This window comes from Flavivirga jejuensis, from assembly GCF_030540765.1.
GTDB classification, from domain to species: domain Bacteria; phylum Bacteroidota; class Bacteroidia; order Flavobacteriales; family Flavobacteriaceae; genus Flavivirga; species Flavivirga jejuensis.
Genome location: NZ_JAUOEL010000004.1, coordinates 480337 through 500846, shown reverse-complemented (window position 1 = coordinate 500846; position 20510 = coordinate 480337). Strand labels below are relative to the sequence as shown.

Sequence of the window (20510 nt, the reverse complement as noted above, 5' to 3'; positions counted from 1 at the left end):
GTCAATGAAACGTTACCTATACTTCACACTAACCTTAGGTTTTTTAATATTTTGGAGTTCTTGCAGAAAGGATTTTGAATTTTCCCCAAGCACTGGTAATCTTGAATTCTCAAAAGACACCGTTTACTTAGACACCGTTTTTACTAATATTGGTTCCAGTACCTATAACTTAAAAGTTTACAACAGAAGTAATAATGACATTTCCATACCATCACTAAAATTAGCATTAGGTGAATCTTCCAATTACAGATTAAATGTAGATGGTGTATCTGGTAAAGTTTTTGAAGATGTACAAATATTAGCCAAGGATAGTTTATTCATTTTTATTGAATCGACTATAGATATTACTAATTTTACAAACACAGATCGTAGTTATTTATACACCGACCAAATTGAATTCGATGCCAATTCAAACTTTCAAAAAGTAGAACTTGTTACGCTTGTACAAGACGCCATCTTTATTTATCCTAATCGAGATAATACCACAAAAGTTATTGAAACACTAACACTTGATATTGGTGGTGAATTAATTGAAACCGAACTCCAAGGGCGCGAATTATTACCAACCGAACTCACTTTTACAAACGAAAAACCCTATGTTATTTATGGTTTTGCAACGGTTCCAAGTAATGAAACCTTAACGATAGAAGCAGGTGCACGTGTATATTTTCATGATAACTCAGGAATAATTGTATCTAATAATGCATCATTACAAGTAAATGGTGCCTTTAGTAACGATCAAGACCAATTAGAGAACGAGGTTATTTTTGAAGGCGATCGTTTAGAACCTAATTTTGCTAATACGCCTGGACAATGGGGAACCATTTGGTTATTAGATGGTAGTATTAACAACTCAATAAACTACGCCACCATTAAAAATGCATCAGTTGGAATACTATGTGATGGTAATCCTAATACTATTTCCGATAAACTTACCATCACCAATTCACAAATTTATAACTCTAGCAATTTTGGTATTATAGGAAGAAACACCTCAATTTCTGCAGAAAACATCGTTATTAATAATACTGGCTTATCTTCGTTTGCAGGAACATTTGGAGGTAAATATAATTTTACACACAGTACGATTGTAAACTATTGGGATAATGGGTTTAGACAATTCCCCTCAGTATTACTCAATAATTTTGTTGTAGACGAGGACAATAATGTTACAATTACAGATTTAACCGAAGCCAGTTTTAATAACTGTATTATCTACGGAAATGATAACCCTGAAATCCAGTTTGAAGAAGAAGAAAATGACGCTGTTGTTTTTAATTTTAAATTTACGAATTGTTTAATCCGTTTTGAAGACAATAACAACAATTTTACTGGATCCAATTATGATTTGGATGATACCAATCACTATGAAGGGAATATTTTTAATGAAAGCCCTAATTTTCTTGATACAGAATTAAATAAGCTTGTTATAGGAGAAGAATCAGCCGCAATAAACCAAGGTTTATCAACTTTTGCTACACAAGTACCAACAGATATTTTAAATGTAAATAGAACAACATCTCCAGACTTGGGAGCCTATCAACATATTACGTTTCCTGAAGAAGAATAAAAATATTGTGAGATTAGGAAAGTTATCACTGAAACAATCATTTTTATTTAAAGCTTTACATAAAATATACTTATAGCTAAAAATATACTTATAGCTAAAGTTAAAAGGTTCTCACGTTCTTCCCCCAATGTCATTAAATATGCTTAAAAATAATACAATGCTAAACTCAGTTTAAAGATGTCAAAAATGTAGAATTCTTTTTATTCAGAAATAACTAGAATCTTTGTCTAAATACAACCTTTGCACATAGTATCTAAAACATTTATTTGCATATTAGAAACAAAAAAATCCTGCATAAAGCAGGATTTTCTCAATTAACACATTGTATTAAAGCTTCTACACGAATAAAGGTTTATCCCTCATCATAGCGTTCACTTTATCTTTTATTGCTTCTAAAGCTGATTCATTTTCAAAATTTGTAATCACTTCATCGACTAATTCTACTATAGCCAACATAGCATCTTCTTTTAAACCACGAGTTGTAACAGCAGAAACCCCTAAACGAATTCCAGACGTTACAAACGGAGACTTATCATCAAAAGGAACCATGTTTTTGTTTACAGTAATATCTGCTTTTACTAAAGCCTGTTCTGCATCCTTACCAGAAAGGTTTTTATTTCGTAAATCAATTAACATACAGTGATTATCAGTTCCTCCAGAGATAATATTATACCCTTTAGATACCAAAGCTTCAGCCATAGTTGCAGCATTTCGTTTTACTTGCAACTGGTAATTTAAAAAGTTATCTGTTAACGCTTCTCCAAAAGCAATTGCCTTAGCAGCAATAATATGCTCTAAAGGCCCGCCTTGATTTCCTGGAAAAACAGCAGAATCTAATAAAGAAGACATCTTACGAAGGTTTCCGTTTTTTAAAGTAATACCAAACGGGTTCTCAAAATCTTCCCCCATCATAATAATTCCTCCTCTAGGACCTCTTAGTGTCTTATGAGTTGTAGTCGTTACAATATGACAATGTGGTATCGGATCGTTTAAAATTCCTTTTGCTATTAATCCAGCAGGATGTGAGATATCTGCCATTAAAATAGCACCAACACTATCTGCAATCACTCTAAAACGCTTAAAATCAATATCGCGAGAATACGCAGAAGCACCTGCAATAATTAATTTTGGCTGTTCTTTAGTTGCTATTTCTTGAATCTTATCATAATTTAAAACACCTGTCTCCTGCTCTACCCCGTAAAATACAGGATTGTAAAGCTTACCAGAAAAATTTACAGGAGATCCATGTGTTAAATGGCCTCCGTGAGACAGATCGAAACCTAAAATTTTATCCCCTGGCTTTAAACACGCATGATACACCGCTGTATTTGCCTGACTTCCCGAGTGCGGTTGTACATTTACATATACAGCACCAAACAATGCTTTTGCTCTATCGATAGCAATTTGCTCAACTTCATCAACAACTTCACAACCTCCATAATACCGTTTTCCAGGATAACCTTCAGCATATTTGTTTGTTAACACAGATCCCGCAGCTTCCATAACCTGATCACTTACAAAATTCTCAGATGCAATAAGTTCGATACCATGTAATTGGCGTTTTTTTTCAGCTTGAATAAGTTCAAAAATTTGTTCGTCGCGTTGCATAAAATTAAATTATGATTAAATATTCGGCAAAAATAGGAAATAGAATAATTAATATCATTAAAAAAGGGTTATTTAAGATGAAGTTTTCAACCATTTTATTAACGGTTGTATTAAATCTATTTTTTTATCCATTTTTTCAATTAAAATAAAAAAAATGTGTAGGTTTGATACGAATTTAATAAACAATAAAACATTTTTAAGTTATGCCATTATCAGCTAACAATCCAGATAGAAAATCGTGGTTACACGTAGATAAAAACTCAGATTTCCCCATTCAAAATATTCCTTTTGGAGTTTTCTTAACTCGAGATGATATCATTACAATAGGAACACGTATTGGTGACACCGCTATAGACCTTGGAGCTTTACATCAATTAGGGTATTTTAAAGGAATTCCTTTAACCGAAGATATTTTTCTTCAAGATACTTTAAATGATTTTATTGCAGACGGGAGAAAAACATGGCGTTTAGTACGTGATAGAATTGCAGATATTTTTGATTCTGAAAACACATCCCTTAAAAACAACAAAAAACATAAAGAAGTTGTATTATTTCGTTTAGATGAAATTGAAATGCAATTACCCGTACTTATTGGAGATTATACAGATTTTTACTCCAGTAAAGAACATGCTACTAATGTAGGTACCATGTTTAGAGATCCAGACAATGCCTTATTACCAAATTGGTTACATATTCCTGTTGGATACCATGGTAGAAGTTCTTCTATTATTCCTTCTGGGATTCCAGTTCACAGACCACAAGGACAAACACTTCCTGGTGATGCCAAAGAACCTGTTTTCGGACCAAGCAAATTAGTCGATTTTGAATTAGAAATGGCTTTTATAACAACAGATGCGAACGATTTAGGAGAACCTATTCCAATTGAAGAAGCCGAAGCATATATTTTTGGACTCGTTGTTTTTAACGATTGGAGTGCCAGAGATATCCAAAAGTGGGAATATGTCCCATTAGGACCGTTTTTAGCTAAAAACTTTGCATCTTCTATCTCCCCGTGGATTGTAACACTAGATGCTTTAGAGCCTTATAGAGTTGAAGGTCCAAAGCCTATAAAACCACAACTTGAGTACCTTCAATACAAAGGAAAAAAGAGTTTTGATATTAATTTAGAAGTTGCTATACAACCAAAAGGTGCTAAAGAAACAGTAGTTAGCAAATCGAATTTTAAATATATGTACTGGAATATGGCGCAGCAGTTAACACACCATACCGTTAATGGCTGTCCTATAAATTCTGGTGATATGATGGGAAGCGGTACCATTTCTGGACCAACGCCAGATTCTTATGGATCTATGCTAGAACTTTCATGGCGAGGTGAAAACCCTATAAAAATGAAAGATGGTACAGAACGAAAGTTTATTAATGACCATGATACTGTTATTATGAGAGGGTTTTGCGAAAAAGATGGTACACGTATAGGTTTTGGTGAAGTAAAAACGGAGTTGTTGCCTGTTTTTAGTAAAAAATAAAAGGTATTAAACATAGATCCCGCTAAATACTGAAACAAGTTCAGCACAGGAAGTGGGATTAGCCAGCCACGATAAAACAATAGTGCACCCACAAATATTAGCAAAGGCGTAGTTCAACTTACAATTTTGAATGCGCCTTACTAAACTTCTTATAATGAGTATTCCTGCCACACAATAAGCGTGGATTAATAAAAGCTAACTTCAGTCAGGATTAAATACAAATCTTTTCGAGAAAGGCAATGATACTTTTTAGCACTTCAGAATCCTCTATCCCTTGATTTGGCATAAAAGTACCTGGAGCAAAAGATTGCGGATCTCTTAAGTATGCCTCTAAGTTTTCCTTAGTCCATTTACCATTCTTAGAACGTAAACCTTTAGAATAATTTTTATAATCGGTAGTAGCTATTTCTCTATCAAAAATGGCACCTAAGCCTGGTGCTTTTTCATGATTATAATTATTAAACTCATGACATTCCATGCACTTATTTGCATACGATAAAAACTTATTCTGCTGAATATCATTCAATTTTTGCGTTTTGCAAAAATTCTCTAACTGAGACTGAATATCTTTATTATTAATAGGTGATATAAATTGTATCTTTTTACTATCAGTCCATAAAACAATTTTGCCGTTACTATGCTGGTGTACATACCTTATTCTTTCCCCAGTATCAATCGGTTCTGCAAACAACACTCTTTTGTCCTTGATGCGAATTCGAACTATTTTTTTGGCAATAAGTGAGGATACTAACAAATCACCATCCCAAGCGGGATGAAAATTATTAATTTGAGTAATCCCAGAAACAGCTATTGAGGGAATCCATGCGTAAATTGGAGCCGTATATTTCTCATGCCTACCGTAACTACTACTCATTGGCCAAGGATTATGGTTATAAGCAGTGCCTAAGGTTTCATTAGGCCATCCATAGTTTTGGTCTAGTTCAATTAAATTAAGCTCATCCCCGCCTCGTACGCCATGTTCGGTAATCCAAATTTGACCTGAATCATCTACTACCACACCTTGCATATTACGATTTCCAATTGATAAATGCTTAGAAGTTCCTAAGTCCAAATCTATCTCTAAAACTTTACCATAATCATTGTCTGTTGCCTGAGCATAAGATTTTGGAGCATATACGCCATCCCAATGGTAATCACCATTACCAAGAACCATTTTATGCCCCGAACGTATCGCTATTCGCCCGCCCGCCATGTGGCCTTCTATAGCCCTGTATTTTGATTTAAGTTTCAGGCAAGGTTGCGTACGGTATACAACATCCCAATCTGTAGGTTTTATTTTAATATCGAGTAACGAATTCGTATTTGCAGGTAATTTAATCCTGGAAATGGTTGTTCCATAACATTCATTTTCAGCAATCCATTCGGTATAAGATAAGACTAAATAATCATTTTCATTTTCAGAATAATAGAGTATATCGTTATATCTAAACCAATCAAAGACATGTGTTAAATCCTTAAACTTATCAGATAAGGATGCTTTTTTGTAAGCTTCAAATCCATTATCAGGAGCTAAAATTTCTGTTTCTTTATATCCAGCTTCATTTACCAAAAAAATTCTACCTTCATGGGTAATTACTACAAGCTCGTCTTTAAAAGACGTTACAGCCCCACCTTCTCCAATGCGATCTGTTGGAATAGAAACCGATACAGTCTCTAATTCTGTAAATATGGATGTCATTTTCACTATTGGTTCAGAACTTAATTCAAGTCCCTTTAACAAACTCCTAATCTTTGAATGACCTCGCATCTCATCCTCAGATACAAGAAAACCTAAAAAAAATATACAAGCACAACAAAACATGACCAATAAAAGTAAAAGAAGTTGTTTAAATCTTGAGAATTTCATGTAGTAAGTGTATTTAATTGTAATAGTTGTTCTAAATCCGAAAAGGCAGTTCTTAATTGCTTACGAATATAAAACAAAAGGATTTATATTCCCTTTAATACTTTTCCGAAATATAATATTGATTACTCAATAAAAAAGACACTTAAAATCTTTGTTTATAAAATAGAAATTGAATAAAAAACTTAACCTGTAAGCCAATGAAGACGAGACATTTTTCGTAAATAGACTTTTATACACATAATTAGCTTTAGTTATTGTAGAACGTTTTTTCATAATTTAATTTCCATCTTTTTTACAAAATCAATGGTGGTCACTAGCAATGATCACACACCTGTAAATTATCATTCATAATAACCATTGTGAGAATGATGGAACACTAATTGGTTTTGGTGAAGTTTCTAAGAAACGACTTTCCGTGTGTAAAAAATAGTACAATATATTATGATTCAATAGATTAAGTTAAAAATAAATGACTCAAAATTTTGTATTTAAAGCTTTGGCATTATATTTGGCATATAAACATCATAACTGTAAACCCCTAACATTATGAAAAAACTACTACTTTTTACTATAGGTCTTATATTTATAGCTTGCAGCGGACGAAAACAGGTTGAAGCAGCCGTTAATTCTGGTAACTACGACCAAGCTATTGTAACAGCTTTAAATAAACTTAAGATTAATAAAGACAAAAAACGTAAACACGATTATGTTTTAATGCTGCAAGACGCTTACTATAAAGCGGCAGAACGTGACTTAAACACTATAAACCATTTAAAAAAGGATAAAAATCCTGAATTATATAAGGATATTTATGAAATCTATCTGGACTTAAATGCACGCCAAGAAGCTATTAAGCCTATTTTACCATTGACTGTAGATGGGAAAAACATTCCTTTTAAATTCAGTGATTATAGTAATGATATTGTACAATCTCGCGAGAATGTTTCAGATTTCTTGTATGAAAAAGGATTGGATTTATTAGAATTAGAAGATAAAACAAAGATTAGAGAAGCTTACGGTGTGTTAAGCTATATTGAATCTATTAATCCAAATTACGAACATACCAGAGATTTAATAAAAGAAGCTCACGAACGAGGTACTGCTTATGTAAGCGTATCCATAGAAAACCGTACCCGTCAAATTATTCCACAGCGTTTAGAAGAAGACCTGCTAAACTTTGATACGTATGGATTAAATCAATTCTGGACAGTATACCATGCGCAAACAAGCAAAGACATTAATTACGATTATGCCATGCAGTTACAACTAAAACAAATTAATGTTTCTCCAGAAAGCGTTAAAGAGCGTGAGTATATAAGAGAAAAAGAAATTATTGACGGTTGGAAATATCAATTAGACAGTAAAGGTAATGTTGTTAAAGATAGTTTAGGCAACGATATAAAAATTGATAAAATAGTTAAAGTAAAAGCGCGATATAGCGAATTTACTCAAATAAAATCTACTCAGGTAATTGCAGATGTTGTTTACTTTGATGTAAAAACAAATCAGTTATTAGATACTTTTACTATTGATAGCGAGTTTGTTTTTAAAAACCTTTTTGCTAGAATGCGAGGCGATAAAAGAGCTTTAGCATCTAAGGATCGCAAAATATTGAACAAAAAAAGAATCCCCTTCCCTAGCAATGAACAAATGGTTTATGACACTGGCGAAGATCTAAAACTCAAACTTAAAGATATTATTAGCTCTTATAGAGTTAGAGGTTAACTAAAAAACTCCTAATTTATGTTGGGAGTTTTTTAATAGTAATCATTTTATTGTTGCACCCTTCTAGAAATTAAGATGCTCAGAATTCAATTGCAATAAATCCCATAAATTTCCATATAAATCCTTGAATACAGCGACCATCCCGTAATCCGCTTCCTTGGGCTCTCTAACAAACTCAATGCCTTTTGAGACCATTTCATTATAATCTCTCCAAAAGTCATCCGTATTTAAAAATAGAAAAACACGTCCGCCTGCTTGATCCCCTATAAACGTTTCCTGTTCTGGTTTTGATGCTCTTGCAAGCAAAATTGTAGTTCCAACAGATCCTGGTGGAGCAACAACAACCCAACGTTTATCCTGTTCTGGTTGGTAAGTATCTTCAACCAGATCAAAATTTAGTTTCTTGGTATAAAAGGCTATGGCCTCATCGTAGTCTTTAACTACTAATGCAATATGAACTATTGACTGTTTCATTTTTAGTTATCGATAAATAAAATAACATATTGATTTTGCAAAGCAGTTATCCTTTAATAATAACTAACTTCTTTTTTCGAGAACCCCAAAAAGTTCTTGCCCCTTTCTACTCGAAACCGAATTATAAGCTTCTTCAAGGGTTTTAATTTTAAAATACGTTGAGAATAATGCTACATACTCCGACTTTGTTCCTCCAAACGGACGTTTTTCTAAATCCCCAGAAAGCGGGATATCAAACCAAAGACCTACTAACTTTCCATTAGCATTTAAGAGGTCATACATTTTTTTAATATACTGCGGTCTAATAGTATCAACAGGTGGAAAAGAACACATAAAAGTTTGTTCTATAATTAAATCGAAAGTACTGTCAAGTTTAAAAAAGTCGTTATGAATAATCTGTTTAGAAGGAAAATCTGAAACCCTGTCTTTAAAACTATTTAGCGGAAGTTCCGATATATCAACAATATAAGTATTCTTAAAACCAGACCTATACAAATATTCAGCCTCATAAGCATTACCAGCGCCAGGCACTAAAATCTTAATATCTTTATTCTTTAACTGATCCACATAACAACGAATAGGCTCTGAAACATGCCCCAAATCCCATCCAGTAGATTGATCGAGATACCTTTTAGACCAATATGTTTCTAAATCATTGTTATTATCCGCTTTCACTATAAAATGTTGAAGTTAATAATAGTATGAATTACACAAAACTATTTAAATCAATTTCATTAATAGCACCATGAGATGCATGCGCAACCACTACGCCATTTCTAATAACTAATAACTGAGGAGATTCATGCATAACTTGAAACTTATACCCTACCTCATTAGAAACGTCTCTATAATTTATTAAATCCAAATAATATAAGTCTAAATCTTTTTCGGTTAAATTATAGCTACTAACAAACTGTCTCATAACCATACTACTAATTCCGCAACGCGTAGAATGCTTAAAAATAACTTGCGTTTTAGTAGCCGATTTTTTTTCTATAAAGTTTAATTGAGGCATTTCATTTAAAGGAATCCAAGGGATTACCTTCTCCTCCTTTGTTTCACCAGTTCCTCCAAATATTTTATTTAATAATCCCATAATTTAAAATTTCTATGACACACAAACTCATTAATATATTCAATTATTGCCAATGTAGTAATTTTGGAGAGAATATGATTCTTGAACCCATTAAAAAAGAATTAGCATCACTTTTTCTAATTGAGTCCATTTATTTTAACTTAGCTTACAAATTTGACGTAAGTAATTTGATTGTTTCTTTACAATTTTTAAACCCCTTAATATTTTAAAAACTTAGCTATATTTTTATTTATTGCAGTATTAGCTTTAATAACGTAGATACCATCACTAAATTTAGACATGTTTATTCTATTAGCATCTAAAGATTTAAAGTTTAGTACTTCTTGACCAACAGAGTTATATATGGATATAGATTGTATATCATTTAAAATGCTATCATTGTTTATTATTAAATTTTCAGTTTTCTTATCATAAAAAACCGAAAGATTTTGATTTTCGTAATTACCCGTTGTTAAACTATTATTTTCCTGAAATACAATAACATATTGATCTTCGTATGTATTCTTTTGTAAATACAATTCAATAGTCTCATCTTTTAAATTATAATAGGAGTTACTGTAATTATCTTTCAAGAAAACATTTAAATCCTCAGGAACATTTTCCTTTTTATCAATAGCAAATTTATATAAGCCATCATCAGTTACTTTTATAGTAACAGGCAATTGATCTTCAATATTAATATTGGGTAAAGCTTGAATGATTAATTTTTTATCATTTAGCATCCAATACATATCATTTTCTTGGTCTCTGTATAATTTGCCATCATACCCTTTATCATACCCCGTAGTAGCATTATTAGAATCATATCCTAAACCTAAAAAACTTGTAAATTGACTAGGATCTGTAAAGGAGAACCAAATTTTCGGTCTTAGATCCTTATCACTATTTACTTTTGCTGTTTTTTCGTTTGTGGTTTTATGGAATATAGGAGCATCTGTAATATCTGATTCTTTAGCAAATATTCTTTGCTGGTTATTAAAAACAATACTCCCAGTATTATCTATAGCTGTAAAGAAACCTTGAGCGACACTAATATTACCAGTAGGTATTCCTTTCGCAGAAAAGCTAGTACCGCTTGCAAGCCCCGATGCATCTGGTATTGCGGCAGCGGCGACTCCCATTAGTGAATTGTAAGTAGCAAATCCGCCTATATATTGAGATAGATAATGACTATTGTTTGTTGTTCCCTGCTCCCAAAAATATAATGTGCCTTCTATAACCGAAGCGTTATCAGTTATAAATTGGTCCGCATTTAAAGCCGAAGGGTATGGATTTCCTATTAAAATCTCATTACCAGCGGTAACAGATATAGAGTAATTACCATCATTAGGTGTGCCTTTAAATATATATTCTTGTTCAGGGTCTGTGGTACCAGATCCTTTCATAGTATAACCAATACCTGGGGGTAAATCGCTAGTTGTTGTAAATGCGCTCCATTCTGAAAACGTATTTAACAATCCATTATACCCATATAGCCATCTACTACTAAGCGTAGTAGGAGATGTAGCAGCATTAGCATTAATGTTACTATGAAAATTTATAACGCCAGCGGCATCTTCTAAATACCCAATTTGCCAAAAACCACCAGTGTTTACAGGTGCACTCCAATAATTATAATTAAATAAGCTATTAGTTCCTTGTTGTCTTTTTACTAAGACCCCAGTACCAGAGTTGGACGTTGTGTTAGTATGTTGTTGAATAAGTTGTGCTTCACCTAATAAATCGATAACTCCATCAATAACAACTTGGTCATCCACTTCTAACAATATACCATCGGCAACATTTAATGTACCTCCAGATTCAACTTCCACTTCACGAACATAAGCATCAAAAGTAAGCAAACCAGTTATACCAGATTTTACAGTAAGTTTTAAACAGTTATCTGAACTGTTAGGGGCATTAGCAGCACCAGAACCATTAAAAAAAGAAGTGCCATCCCACACGATTTGATCTAAATATCTAAGTGAGAAATAGTCTCCATCATTAAAATTCACTAGAGTTGCTGTCGCTGTAGACCCAGAAATGGTTAAGCTGTATACAGTAGGTGAAGAAAAATCACTATCATTATCAACAACAAATTCTAAATCTCGGCAACTTTGCTTAGCAGATAAATCTATACCAGAAATATCGAAAGAAACAGTAACAGTACCTAAATCGTTTATTTTACTAACGCGCCATTTAGAGTTTAGGTGTTCTCTATATGTTGAAGAATTAGTAGAAAAAGTATAATCTTTAGTGTCTTCACCCCAAAATAAATAATCACCATTAGAAAGCGCAGAAGGGTTATTTATTCTAACAATACCTGTACCTTGAGAATCTGAATGAGAATTAGAACCATTAACTCGGCCTATACCAGCTACATGATGGTCAAAATCTCCGTTCCCAGAATCATCTTGTGTATATAAATCGTTTGCAGCAAGTGTGGTACCATATTTAGCAGAAACATAGTTATGAATAATAATAAACTCTGCATCATTAATTTCCCTATCAAATACAATAAGTTCACACATATCACCATCATAAAAACGGGTAATATTACGATTAGCACCTATCCTAGCAATTTCATTATCTGTGTTTATAGTTTGGACGTTACCGGCAAGACCAGATGATGCTATAAGTCCACCATTATCATAAAATGTAAACTCATCAGAATCTGTACTACCTACCGGAAAAACAATAGTTCCTACACGTAAAGCTGTAGAACTTGTTAAAGTACTTCCGTACCTCTGGCCATTTATAGCCATACTAATTTCATTATGATTATTCGTTATGTTAATTCGCCTTCCATAACCAGCTACAGTAGTGTTGGTAGATCCATGATAAAGAAGGTTTTGATTTCCAGCACCAGAAGAACCTTCTCCAACAAATATATATGTCCTGTCTTCGTTACCCGATGGAAAATTAGTATAATCAGGAATATTCATATACTCACTACTTACACTTGTAAAATGTACAGCAGGGTAACCATTATGTTGAGCCGTTTGGTAGTTAGGCGCATTAATTGAGCTAGCATCATTATTATCGCCGCTTTGATCAAGCCATGAAGATACATTGTCGCCATTTGTAGCATCAATACCAGTTGAAGATTCAACACCTACATCGGCACGTAGCCATAACATTAAATTTGCAGATCCGTCGCCTACACCACCAGGACCAGTTTGAGAATTAGTTTTTAAAAAAAAGGTAAAGCATACCAATAATAGCAGTAGGTTTTTGGGACTATACATAATTTTAGAGAATTGAGAGTTGAGAGATTGATAATTAGGGTCTTAATTTGAGGTTAAATTGCAACGCAAATTACAGATTAAATTTAATCTGTTGGTAATTAACAAGCTACTAATTTTAAAATTATTAATAATTTCATAAAATATAGCTTATTACGTATTAAACCACTGTCAATACAGTTATTTTAGGAAGAATAAAACTCTAATTAATATAATAAATAACTTTCAAAAAAATAATTTATGAGGCTATATAACCCTTAAAAAAATAGCGTAATTTCATACAAAAAGGCATTAATTACATCATTCAATATGCATAGATTTAAAAAAAATGGAAGAGTCTATTTATAATTATGCCAATTTTTTCATATTGGTGTATAAATTTAATACTATATATTTATTTTCTTAAAATGAAAATTATATTAATTCGATATATCATTTAAACCAAAGCTAATTCCAAATCTTATAAACTGACTAAAAGTCAGCAAACTAATGCTTTTGTATGACATTTTGTCTCTCGAAATGTATTGGTAAGATTATTGACTTAATCAAGTTGTAAAAGTAATAAACACATTCCTTATTGCGAGAGAATGATAAAAAACAAATCGATGAATTTAAATAATTATACCATAAAATCTCAAGAAGCCATCCAGCAAGCACAGCAAATTGCACAAGGCTTCTCGCATCAACAAATTGAAAATGAACATCTTTTTAAAGGTATTTTTGAAGTTGATGAAAACGTATTGCCATTCATTTTAAAAAAATTAAATGTAAATATTTCCATACTTCAATTAGCTTTAGATAAACAATTGGAAAGTTTTTCGAAAGTTTCTGGTAGTGAATTAATGCTATCTCGTGACGCTGGTAAAAGCCTTAATGAAGCATCCATTATTGCAAAAAAAATGAAAGATGATTTTGTTTCTATAGAACATCTCATCCTAGCTGTTTTTAAATCAAATAGCAAAATAGCACAAATGCTAAAAGACCAAGGGGTTAATGAAAAAGGCTTAAAAGCTGCTATTGAAGAATTGCGTAAAGGTGATAATGTGACCTCACAAAGTCAAGAAGACACTTATAACTCATTAAATAAATACGCAAAAAACTTAAATCAATTAGCAAAAGATGGAAAATTAGACCCTGTTATTGGTCGTGATGAAGAAATACGTCGTATTCTTCAAATTTTATCACGTAGAACCAAAAACAACCCCATACTTGTTGGAGAACCAGGTACTGGAAAAACAGCCATTGCAGAAGGTTTAGCACATAGAATTATTGATGGTGATATTCCCGAAAACCTAAAAGACAAACAAATCTTTGCTTTAGATATGGGAGCCTTAATTGCTGGCGCCAAATATAAAGGTGAATTTGAAGAACGCCTAAAAGCCGTTATTAAAGAAGTAACTACAAGCGAAGGCGATATTGTTTTATTTATAGATGAAATCCATACCCTTGTTGGTGCTGGTGGCGGACAAGGTGCTATGGATGCCGCCAATATTTTAAAACCAGCTTTGGCACGTGGTGAACTTCGTGCCATTGGAGCAACTACTTTAGATGAGTACCAAAAATACTTTGAAAAAGATAAAGCTTTAGAACGTCGTTTTCAAAAAGTAATGGTTGACGAACCAGATACAGAAAGTGCCATTTCAATACTACGTGGGATTAAAGAAAAATATGAAACACATCATAAAGTTCGTATAAAAGATGAAGCCATTATTGGAGCTGTCGAATTATCTGAACGTTATATTACCAATCGTTTTTTACCTGATAAAGCTATCGATTTAATGGACGAAGCTGCTTCTAAACTGCGTATGGAAATTAATTCCAAACCAGAAGAACTGGACGTTTTAGACAGAAAGATCATGCAGTTAGAAATTGAAATAGAAGCTATTAAACGTGAGAAAGACGAATCTAAATTAAAAAGCCTACGTGCCGATCTTGCCAATATAAAAGAAACCAGAAATGAAATTAATGCAAAATGGAAAAGTGAAAAAGAAGTGGTTGACACGATTCAGAATACAAAGCAAGATATTGAAAACTATAAGTTAGAAGCAGAACGCGCCGAACGTGATGGCGACTACGGAAAAGTAGCAGAATTACGTTATGGAAAAATTAAAGACGCGCAAGAACAGCTTGAAACATTTCAGGTACAATTACAAGCACAATCTGAAAACTCATTGATAAAAGAAGAAGTTACTTATGATGATATTGCAGAAGTCGTTGCCAAATGGACAGGAATACCAGTAACAAAAATGGTTCAAAGCGAACGTGAAAAACTACTTAAACTTGAAAATGAGCTACATAAACGCGTGGTTGGTCAAGAAGAAGCCATTGTTGCTGTTAGTGATGCCGTTAGAAGAAGCCGAGCAGGTCTTCAAAATTCGAAAAAACCAATAGGTACGTTTCTTTTTTTAGGAACAACAGGCGTTGGAAAAACAGAATTAGCAAAAACTTTAGCTGAATATCTTTTTGATGATGAAAATGCAATGACCCGTATTGATATGAGTGAGTACCAAGAGCGACATGCTGTAAGCAGACTAGTTGGTGCGCCTCCTGGATATGTTGGATACGACGAAGGCGGTCAGTTAACCGAAGCTGTAAGACGCAAACCTTATTCTGTGGTACTTTTAGACGAAATTGAAAAAGCGCACCCAGACACATTTAATATTTTATTACAAGTTTTGGATGAAGGACATTTAACAGATAACAAGGGTCGTATAGCAGATTTTAAAAACACCATTATTATCATGACTTCAAATATAGGAAGCCATTTAATACAAGAACGTTTTGAAGCTACCAAAGATATTGATTCTGCCATTGAAGCAGCAAAAATCGATGTCTTAGGATTACTAAAACAAAGTGTTCGTCCAGAGTTTTTAAATAGAATTGATGATATTATTATGTTTACGCCCTTAAACAAAGAAAATATTACAGCTATTGTTGAGTTGCAATTAAAAGCACTTAAAAAAATGATAGGTCAGCAAGACATTATTTTTGATGCAACACAAGAAGCCATACTATATTTAGCTGAAAAAGGATACCAGCCAGAATACGGTGCAAGACCAGTAAAACGTGTGATTCAAAAAGAAGTTTTAAATGCCTTGAGTAAAGAGATATTAGCAGGAAAAATTACGACGGATAGCGTTATTTTATTAGACGTTTTTGATGATGAATTAGTTTTTAGAAATCAAGGTAATTTAATCGCAGAAGAGTTTTAAAATTTAACAGACTCAATAAAAAAACTGTATTTCAGTAGTTTATTAATTGATTGGTTAGTTGAAAAGCAACATGAATCTTTAATGAGATAATTGTTGCTTTTTTAATAAAGGATTTTTTGAAATATTATAATTTGTTAATAATTAATAAATTACGTAAATTCCCACATGGGGATAATCAAATATATTAAATTGAAAGACACGGAAGTTTTTGTCTTTGATGACTTCATTATAAATCAAATTAAAGAAGGTGTTTCTATTGAAAGTCATCACAATGATAAATTGAATGAGATTGTGCAGAAATATTTTAGTGGTAAAAACATGGTTTATATTTCTAATAGGGTAAAATCTTATTCCGTAAATCCACTCATTTATTCAGAAACTGAAAAAATACCCAATTTATTGGCCATTGCTGTGATTGCTAAAACTCAATTAATGCGTAATAATGCAGAATATGAATTAAAGTTTTTTGATAAGCCTTATCAAATTTTCGACTCTTTAAGCCTCGCTATGGCTTGGGTACATAAAATCATAATGGAAAATAAACCTGTCTCTCTTCAATAGTTTGTTGTTTATCATTAACAACCAAAACTTCAGTACTATATAAACGATCAACATAAGCAGTTAAAAATATCATTTTTATTTAAAATATACCAATTGGTATATTTTTTTGTATCTTTGTAAAATATGACAACAAAAGCAGAACTTACATCACAATACATACTGGAAATAGTAGCGCCTATTTTTAATAAGAATGGCTATGCTGCTACCAGCCTAAGCGATGTTACTAGTGCCACAGGCTTAACAAAAGGTGCTATATATGGTAATTTTAAAAATAAAGAGGATTTAGCTATAGCTTCTTTTAAGTTTACTGTTAAAAACATGATGAAACGAATTGCTGATCATTTATCAAATAGTGATTCCCCAATTAAAAAATTATTTCTTATAACCGATTTTTATAGAAACTACTATGACTACAGTAAAGAACTTGGTGGTTGTCCTATTATAAATATTGGTGTGGATGCAAACAATCAAAATACCCTTTTGCTTCAAAGAGTAAGACAAGTTATAGAGCGTATTCAAGATCAAGTAGCAACACTAATCGAAGATGGTATTGATGCAGGCGAAATCTCATCAGAAATAAACGCCATGCATTTTGCTAAACGATTAGATACTATGATACAAGGTGCCATATTTATGACTTATACCATGGATGATGATTTTTACTTACAAGACACTATGGACATGATAGACAATGTAATAAACACAGAACTAAAAATATAATATTTTTTTAATCAAAACATACCGTTCGGTATATTTAAATAATATCCATTATGAACCAATTATTAGATATTTTACAAAGTAAAACGAAAATCAGATTTCAAGACTGCGATCCTTTCAATCATTTAAATAATGGAAGTTATATAAACTATTTTATGAATCATCGTGAAGATGCACTCATAAAACATTATGACATAGACATCTATAAAATGGCAAAACTAACTGGAAAAAGCTGGGTATCAAGCAGTAATCAAATTGCCTATCTAAAACCTGCTTTTTTAATGGAAACTGTAACTATGGAGTCTCAATTAATACGTTTTACAAATAGTGAATTACAAGTAGAAATGCGTATGTATAATGAGGACAAAACTCATTTAAAAGCTATTATTTGGTGTGGTTTTGTTCATTTTAATTTATTGAAACAAAAACGAGACATCCACACAGAAGATTTAATGCAACTGTTCGAAAATGTCAATAATCCTGTAAATGCATTTACCTTTGATGAGCGACTCAGCCTTCTAAAATCCAACCTTGTTAACAATATGTAAGTTTACTCATACAGAACGGTGGTTTAGTAGTAAAATATTAGGTCTTGATGTTAATAAAAATAGGATTTTGTAAATTTAATATCAAGATAAATATGTAAATTTGTGTCTTGTGTAAGTCCCTAAACTTATACAAAAAATAGACAATTCAAGTTTATACCCTTAAATGAACTTTTAAAACCTACTAATAGCAATGGACATTTCCAAGTATATTGATTATACACTTTTAAGCCCTACTACCACAGAGCGTAATATTATTGACCTATGCCATGAGGCAAAAAAAAACAAGTTCTATGCCGTTTGTGTTAGCAGTTCTTACGTAGCATTAGCAAAACAATTATTAGAACAAACAAGTATTAAAGTTTGTTCGGTTATTGGATTTCCTCTCGGTTCTACGGCTACACCATCAAAAGTGTACGAAGCAAATCAGGCTATTAGTGATGGAGCTGATGAAATTGATATGGTTATTAATCTTGGATTTCTTAAGAGTAAAAATTATGTATCTGTTTTAAAAGATATTAGCGATGTTAAATTTGCTATAGGAGAAACCCCTTTAAAAGTTATTATAGAGGTTTCTGAGTTAAACAAAAATGAAATCATAAAAGCTTGTGAAATTTCTTTAGACGCCAAAGTGGACTATATTAAAACCTCTAGTGGATTTTCAAAAGGAGGTGCCACATTAACCGTTGTTAAAATTATTAAAAAAACGGTTAAAGATAGTATTAAAATATGTGCATCAGGTGGCATTGATGATATTGAAACTGTACAAAAATATATTGATATAGGCGTTAGTAGAGTATGTGTTTCATCAGATTTTAACAAAAAAAAGCAATCTATTTAAGATCGTTTAAATTATAGAAAAAGGCTTTTGAAAACATTTTTAAAAGCCTTTTTTTTATGAAACAAATCGAGAAATTCTAAACTTCTGCATGCTTTAAAATCTGATTAAAGTTATTGTACGTATATAAATAAGATACGCACATTTAACTTAATCTAAATTATACTTTTAATCCAATTTTCGGTTTAGAAAAATAATCTTAATTTTAACCAACATTACATGAAACCAATTAATCAATATATAGATCATACACTTCTAAAACCAACTGCCACCTTAAATAATATTGGTAAACTTTGTGAAGAAGCAAGAAAACATAAATTTTTCTCTGTTTGTGTGAGCGGTTGTTATGTAACTTTAGCCAAAGAGCTATTAGTAAATACCAATGTTAAAGTTTGTAGTGTTGTTGGTTTTCCATTAGGGTCAATGGGTACTAAATCTAAAGTAACAGAAGCAACTGTGGCTTTAAAAAATGGTGCTGATGAAATCGATATGGTTATTAATATTGGTTTATTAAAAAGCAAAAACTTTGATGCCGTATTGAAAGATATTGAAGCTGTAAAAAAATGTATGCCAAATAATACCTTAAAAGTTATTTTAGAAACATGCTATCTTGAAGAATCTGAAATAATTATAGCTAGTGAATTAGCTATACAAGGCGGTGCAGACTTTATAAAAACATCAACAGGATACGGAACTGCTGGTGCTACATTAAACGATGTAAAACTTATAAAAAGTGTTTGCTTAGATGGTACTAAAATAAAAGCTTCTGGAGGTATAAAAAACTATAAAACGGCTATAGAATATATTAACTTAGGAGTGGATCGTATAGGCACATCATCTGGAGTTACTATACTAAGAGGAGCTTCTACACATACAATTTACAGAAAATGAGCTTACATATAGAAGCTAAAAAAGGTGACATTGCTGAAACTATTTTACTTCCAGGCGACCCTTTAAGAGCTAAGTGGATCGCTGAAACTTTTTTCGAAAACCCAGTTTGTTTCAATAAAATAAGAGGCATGTATGGATATACTGGGATATATAACGGTAAGCGAGTTTCTGTAATGGGAACTGGCATGGGGATTCCTTCTATATCTATTTATACACATGAGCTAATTACTGAATATAACGTTAAAAATTTAATACGTGTAGGTAGCGCTGGATCGTACCAAAAACATGTAAACATTAGAGATATTGTTCTAGCAATGGCTGCATCTTCAAATTCTGGTGTCAACAAATTACGATTTAGTGGTGCCGACTACGCTCCTACTGCTAATTTTGATTTATTTCAGAAAGCTATAGAAGTTGCTAAAAATAAAAATATTCCATTAAAGGCAGGAAACGTTTTTACTTCGGACGAATTTTATGAGGATGACTTTGAATCTTATAAAAAATGGTCTAAATTTGGAGTACTTTGCGTCGACATGGAAACTGCTGGTTTATATACCATCGCAGCAAAACATAGTGTAAGTGCTTTAACTATTTTAACAATTTCTGATTCTTTAGTTACTGGAGAACATACTACAAGCAAAGAACGCGAAACTACTTTTAAAGAGATGATAGAAATCGCGTTAGAACTGGCTTAA

16 protein-coding genes are annotated in these 20510 nt (G+C 32.2%); 10 read left to right on the top strand and 6 right to left on the bottom strand.

Annotation, left to right across the window (positions count from 1 at the left end; genetic code table 11):
- The first annotated feature begins 4 nt into the window (after positions 1-4).
- Positions 5-1570 (top strand): hypothetical protein, encoded by a 1566-nt coding sequence (locus Q4Q40_RS13715; protein ID WP_303302433.1) that lies wholly within the window; start codon positions 5-7, stop codon positions 1568-1570.
- 336 nt (positions 1571-1906) lie between these two features.
- On the opposite strand, the gene glyA is transcribed toward Q4Q40_RS13715, so the two are convergent.
- Complete coding sequence (glyA, locus tag Q4Q40_RS13710) at positions 1907-3178, bottom strand: serine hydroxymethyltransferase (protein ID WP_303302432.1); 1272 nt, start codon at positions 3176-3178, stop codon at positions 1907-1909.
- A 203-nt stretch (positions 3179-3381) separates the two neighbouring features.
- Here glyA and fahA point away from each other — a divergent pair, with 203 nt between their 5' ends.
- Positions 3382-4665 (top strand): fumarylacetoacetase, encoded by a 1284-nt coding sequence (fahA, locus tag Q4Q40_RS13705; RefSeq protein ID WP_303302431.1) that lies wholly within the window; start codon positions 3382-3384, stop codon positions 4663-4665.
- 211 nt (positions 4666-4876) lie between these two features.
- Here fahA and Q4Q40_RS13700 read toward each other — a convergent pair whose 3' ends face one another.
- Positions 4877-6364 carry a PQQ-dependent sugar dehydrogenase gene (locus Q4Q40_RS13700; RefSeq protein WP_303302430.1) on the bottom strand — a complete coding sequence of 496 codons (1488 nt, stop codon included), beginning with the start codon at positions 6362-6364 and terminating at the stop codon, positions 4877-4879.
- 714 nt (positions 6365-7078) lie between these two features.
- On the opposite strand from Q4Q40_RS13700, the gene Q4Q40_RS13695 reads away from it, so the two are divergent.
- Positions 7079-8257, top strand: coding sequence for a hypothetical protein (locus Q4Q40_RS13695; protein WP_303302429.1), 1179 nt, complete (start codon positions 7079-7081; stop codon positions 8255-8257).
- Between the two features lie 63 nt (positions 8258-8320).
- Here the strand turns inward: Q4Q40_RS13695 and Q4Q40_RS13690 are convergent, their stop codons facing one another.
- The 4 genes from Q4Q40_RS13690 to Q4Q40_RS13675 form a co-directional block, all read right to left on the bottom strand.
- Positions 8321-8731: a VOC family protein gene (locus tag Q4Q40_RS13690; RefSeq protein WP_303302428.1), complete on the bottom strand. Its 411-nt coding sequence runs from the start codon at positions 8729-8731 to the stop codon at positions 8321-8323.
- A 63-nt stretch (positions 8732-8794) separates the two neighbouring features.
- Complete coding sequence (locus Q4Q40_RS13685; RefSeq protein ID WP_303302426.1) at positions 8795-9406, bottom strand: methyltransferase domain-containing protein; 612 nt, start codon at positions 9404-9406, stop codon at positions 8795-8797.
- 31 nt (positions 9407-9437) lie between these two features.
- The gene (ytxJ, locus tag Q4Q40_RS13680; protein WP_303302425.1) at positions 9438-9827 is read right to left on the bottom strand and encodes a bacillithiol system redox-active protein YtxJ; all 390 of its coding nucleotides are present in this window, start codon (positions 9825-9827) and stop codon (positions 9438-9440) included.
- Positions 9828-10024: 197 nt separating this feature from the next.
- Positions 10025-13054, bottom strand: coding sequence for a DUF8693 domain-containing protein (locus Q4Q40_RS13675; protein WP_303302424.1), 3030 nt, complete (start codon positions 13052-13054; stop codon positions 10025-10027).
- Positions 13055-13656: 602 nt separating this feature from the next.
- Here Q4Q40_RS13675 and clpB point away from each other — a divergent pair.
- The 7 genes from clpB (at position 13657) to deoD (ending at position 20510) form a co-directional block, all read left to right on the top strand.
- Entirely contained in the window at positions 13657-16263 is a 2607-nt protein-coding gene (gene clpB / locus Q4Q40_RS13670; protein WP_303302423.1) for an ATP-dependent chaperone ClpB, read from the top strand.
- Positions 16264-16452: 189 nt separating this feature from the next.
- Positions 16453-16824, top strand: a complete 372-nt coding sequence (locus Q4Q40_RS13665; RefSeq protein ID WP_303302422.1) for a hypothetical protein — start codon at positions 16453-16455, stop codon at positions 16822-16824.
- Positions 16825-16947: 123 nt separating this feature from the next.
- A complete protein-coding gene (locus tag Q4Q40_RS13660; protein WP_303302421.1) occupies positions 16948-17544 on the top strand; it encodes a TetR/AcrR family transcriptional regulator in 597 nt (198 codons plus the stop codon).
- 50 nt (positions 17545-17594) lie between these two features.
- Positions 17595-18089 carry an acyl-CoA thioesterase gene (locus Q4Q40_RS13655; protein WP_303302420.1) on the top strand — a complete coding sequence of 165 codons (495 nt, stop codon included), beginning with the start codon at positions 17595-17597 and terminating at the stop codon, positions 18087-18089.
- Between the two features lie 190 nt (positions 18090-18279).
- A complete protein-coding gene (deoC, locus tag Q4Q40_RS13650; RefSeq protein WP_303302419.1) occupies positions 18280-18927 on the top strand; it encodes a deoxyribose-phosphate aldolase in 648 nt (215 codons plus the stop codon).
- A 216-nt stretch (positions 18928-19143) separates the two neighbouring features.
- Complete coding sequence (gene deoC / locus Q4Q40_RS13645; RefSeq protein WP_303302417.1) at positions 19144-19815, top strand: deoxyribose-phosphate aldolase; 672 nt, start codon at positions 19144-19146, stop codon at positions 19813-19815.
- A complete protein-coding gene (gene deoD, locus Q4Q40_RS13640; RefSeq protein ID WP_303302416.1) occupies positions 19812-20510 on the top strand; it encodes a purine-nucleoside phosphorylase in 699 nt (232 codons plus the stop codon). Before deoC (Q4Q40_RS13645) ends, deoD begins: the two co-directional genes overlap by 4 nt.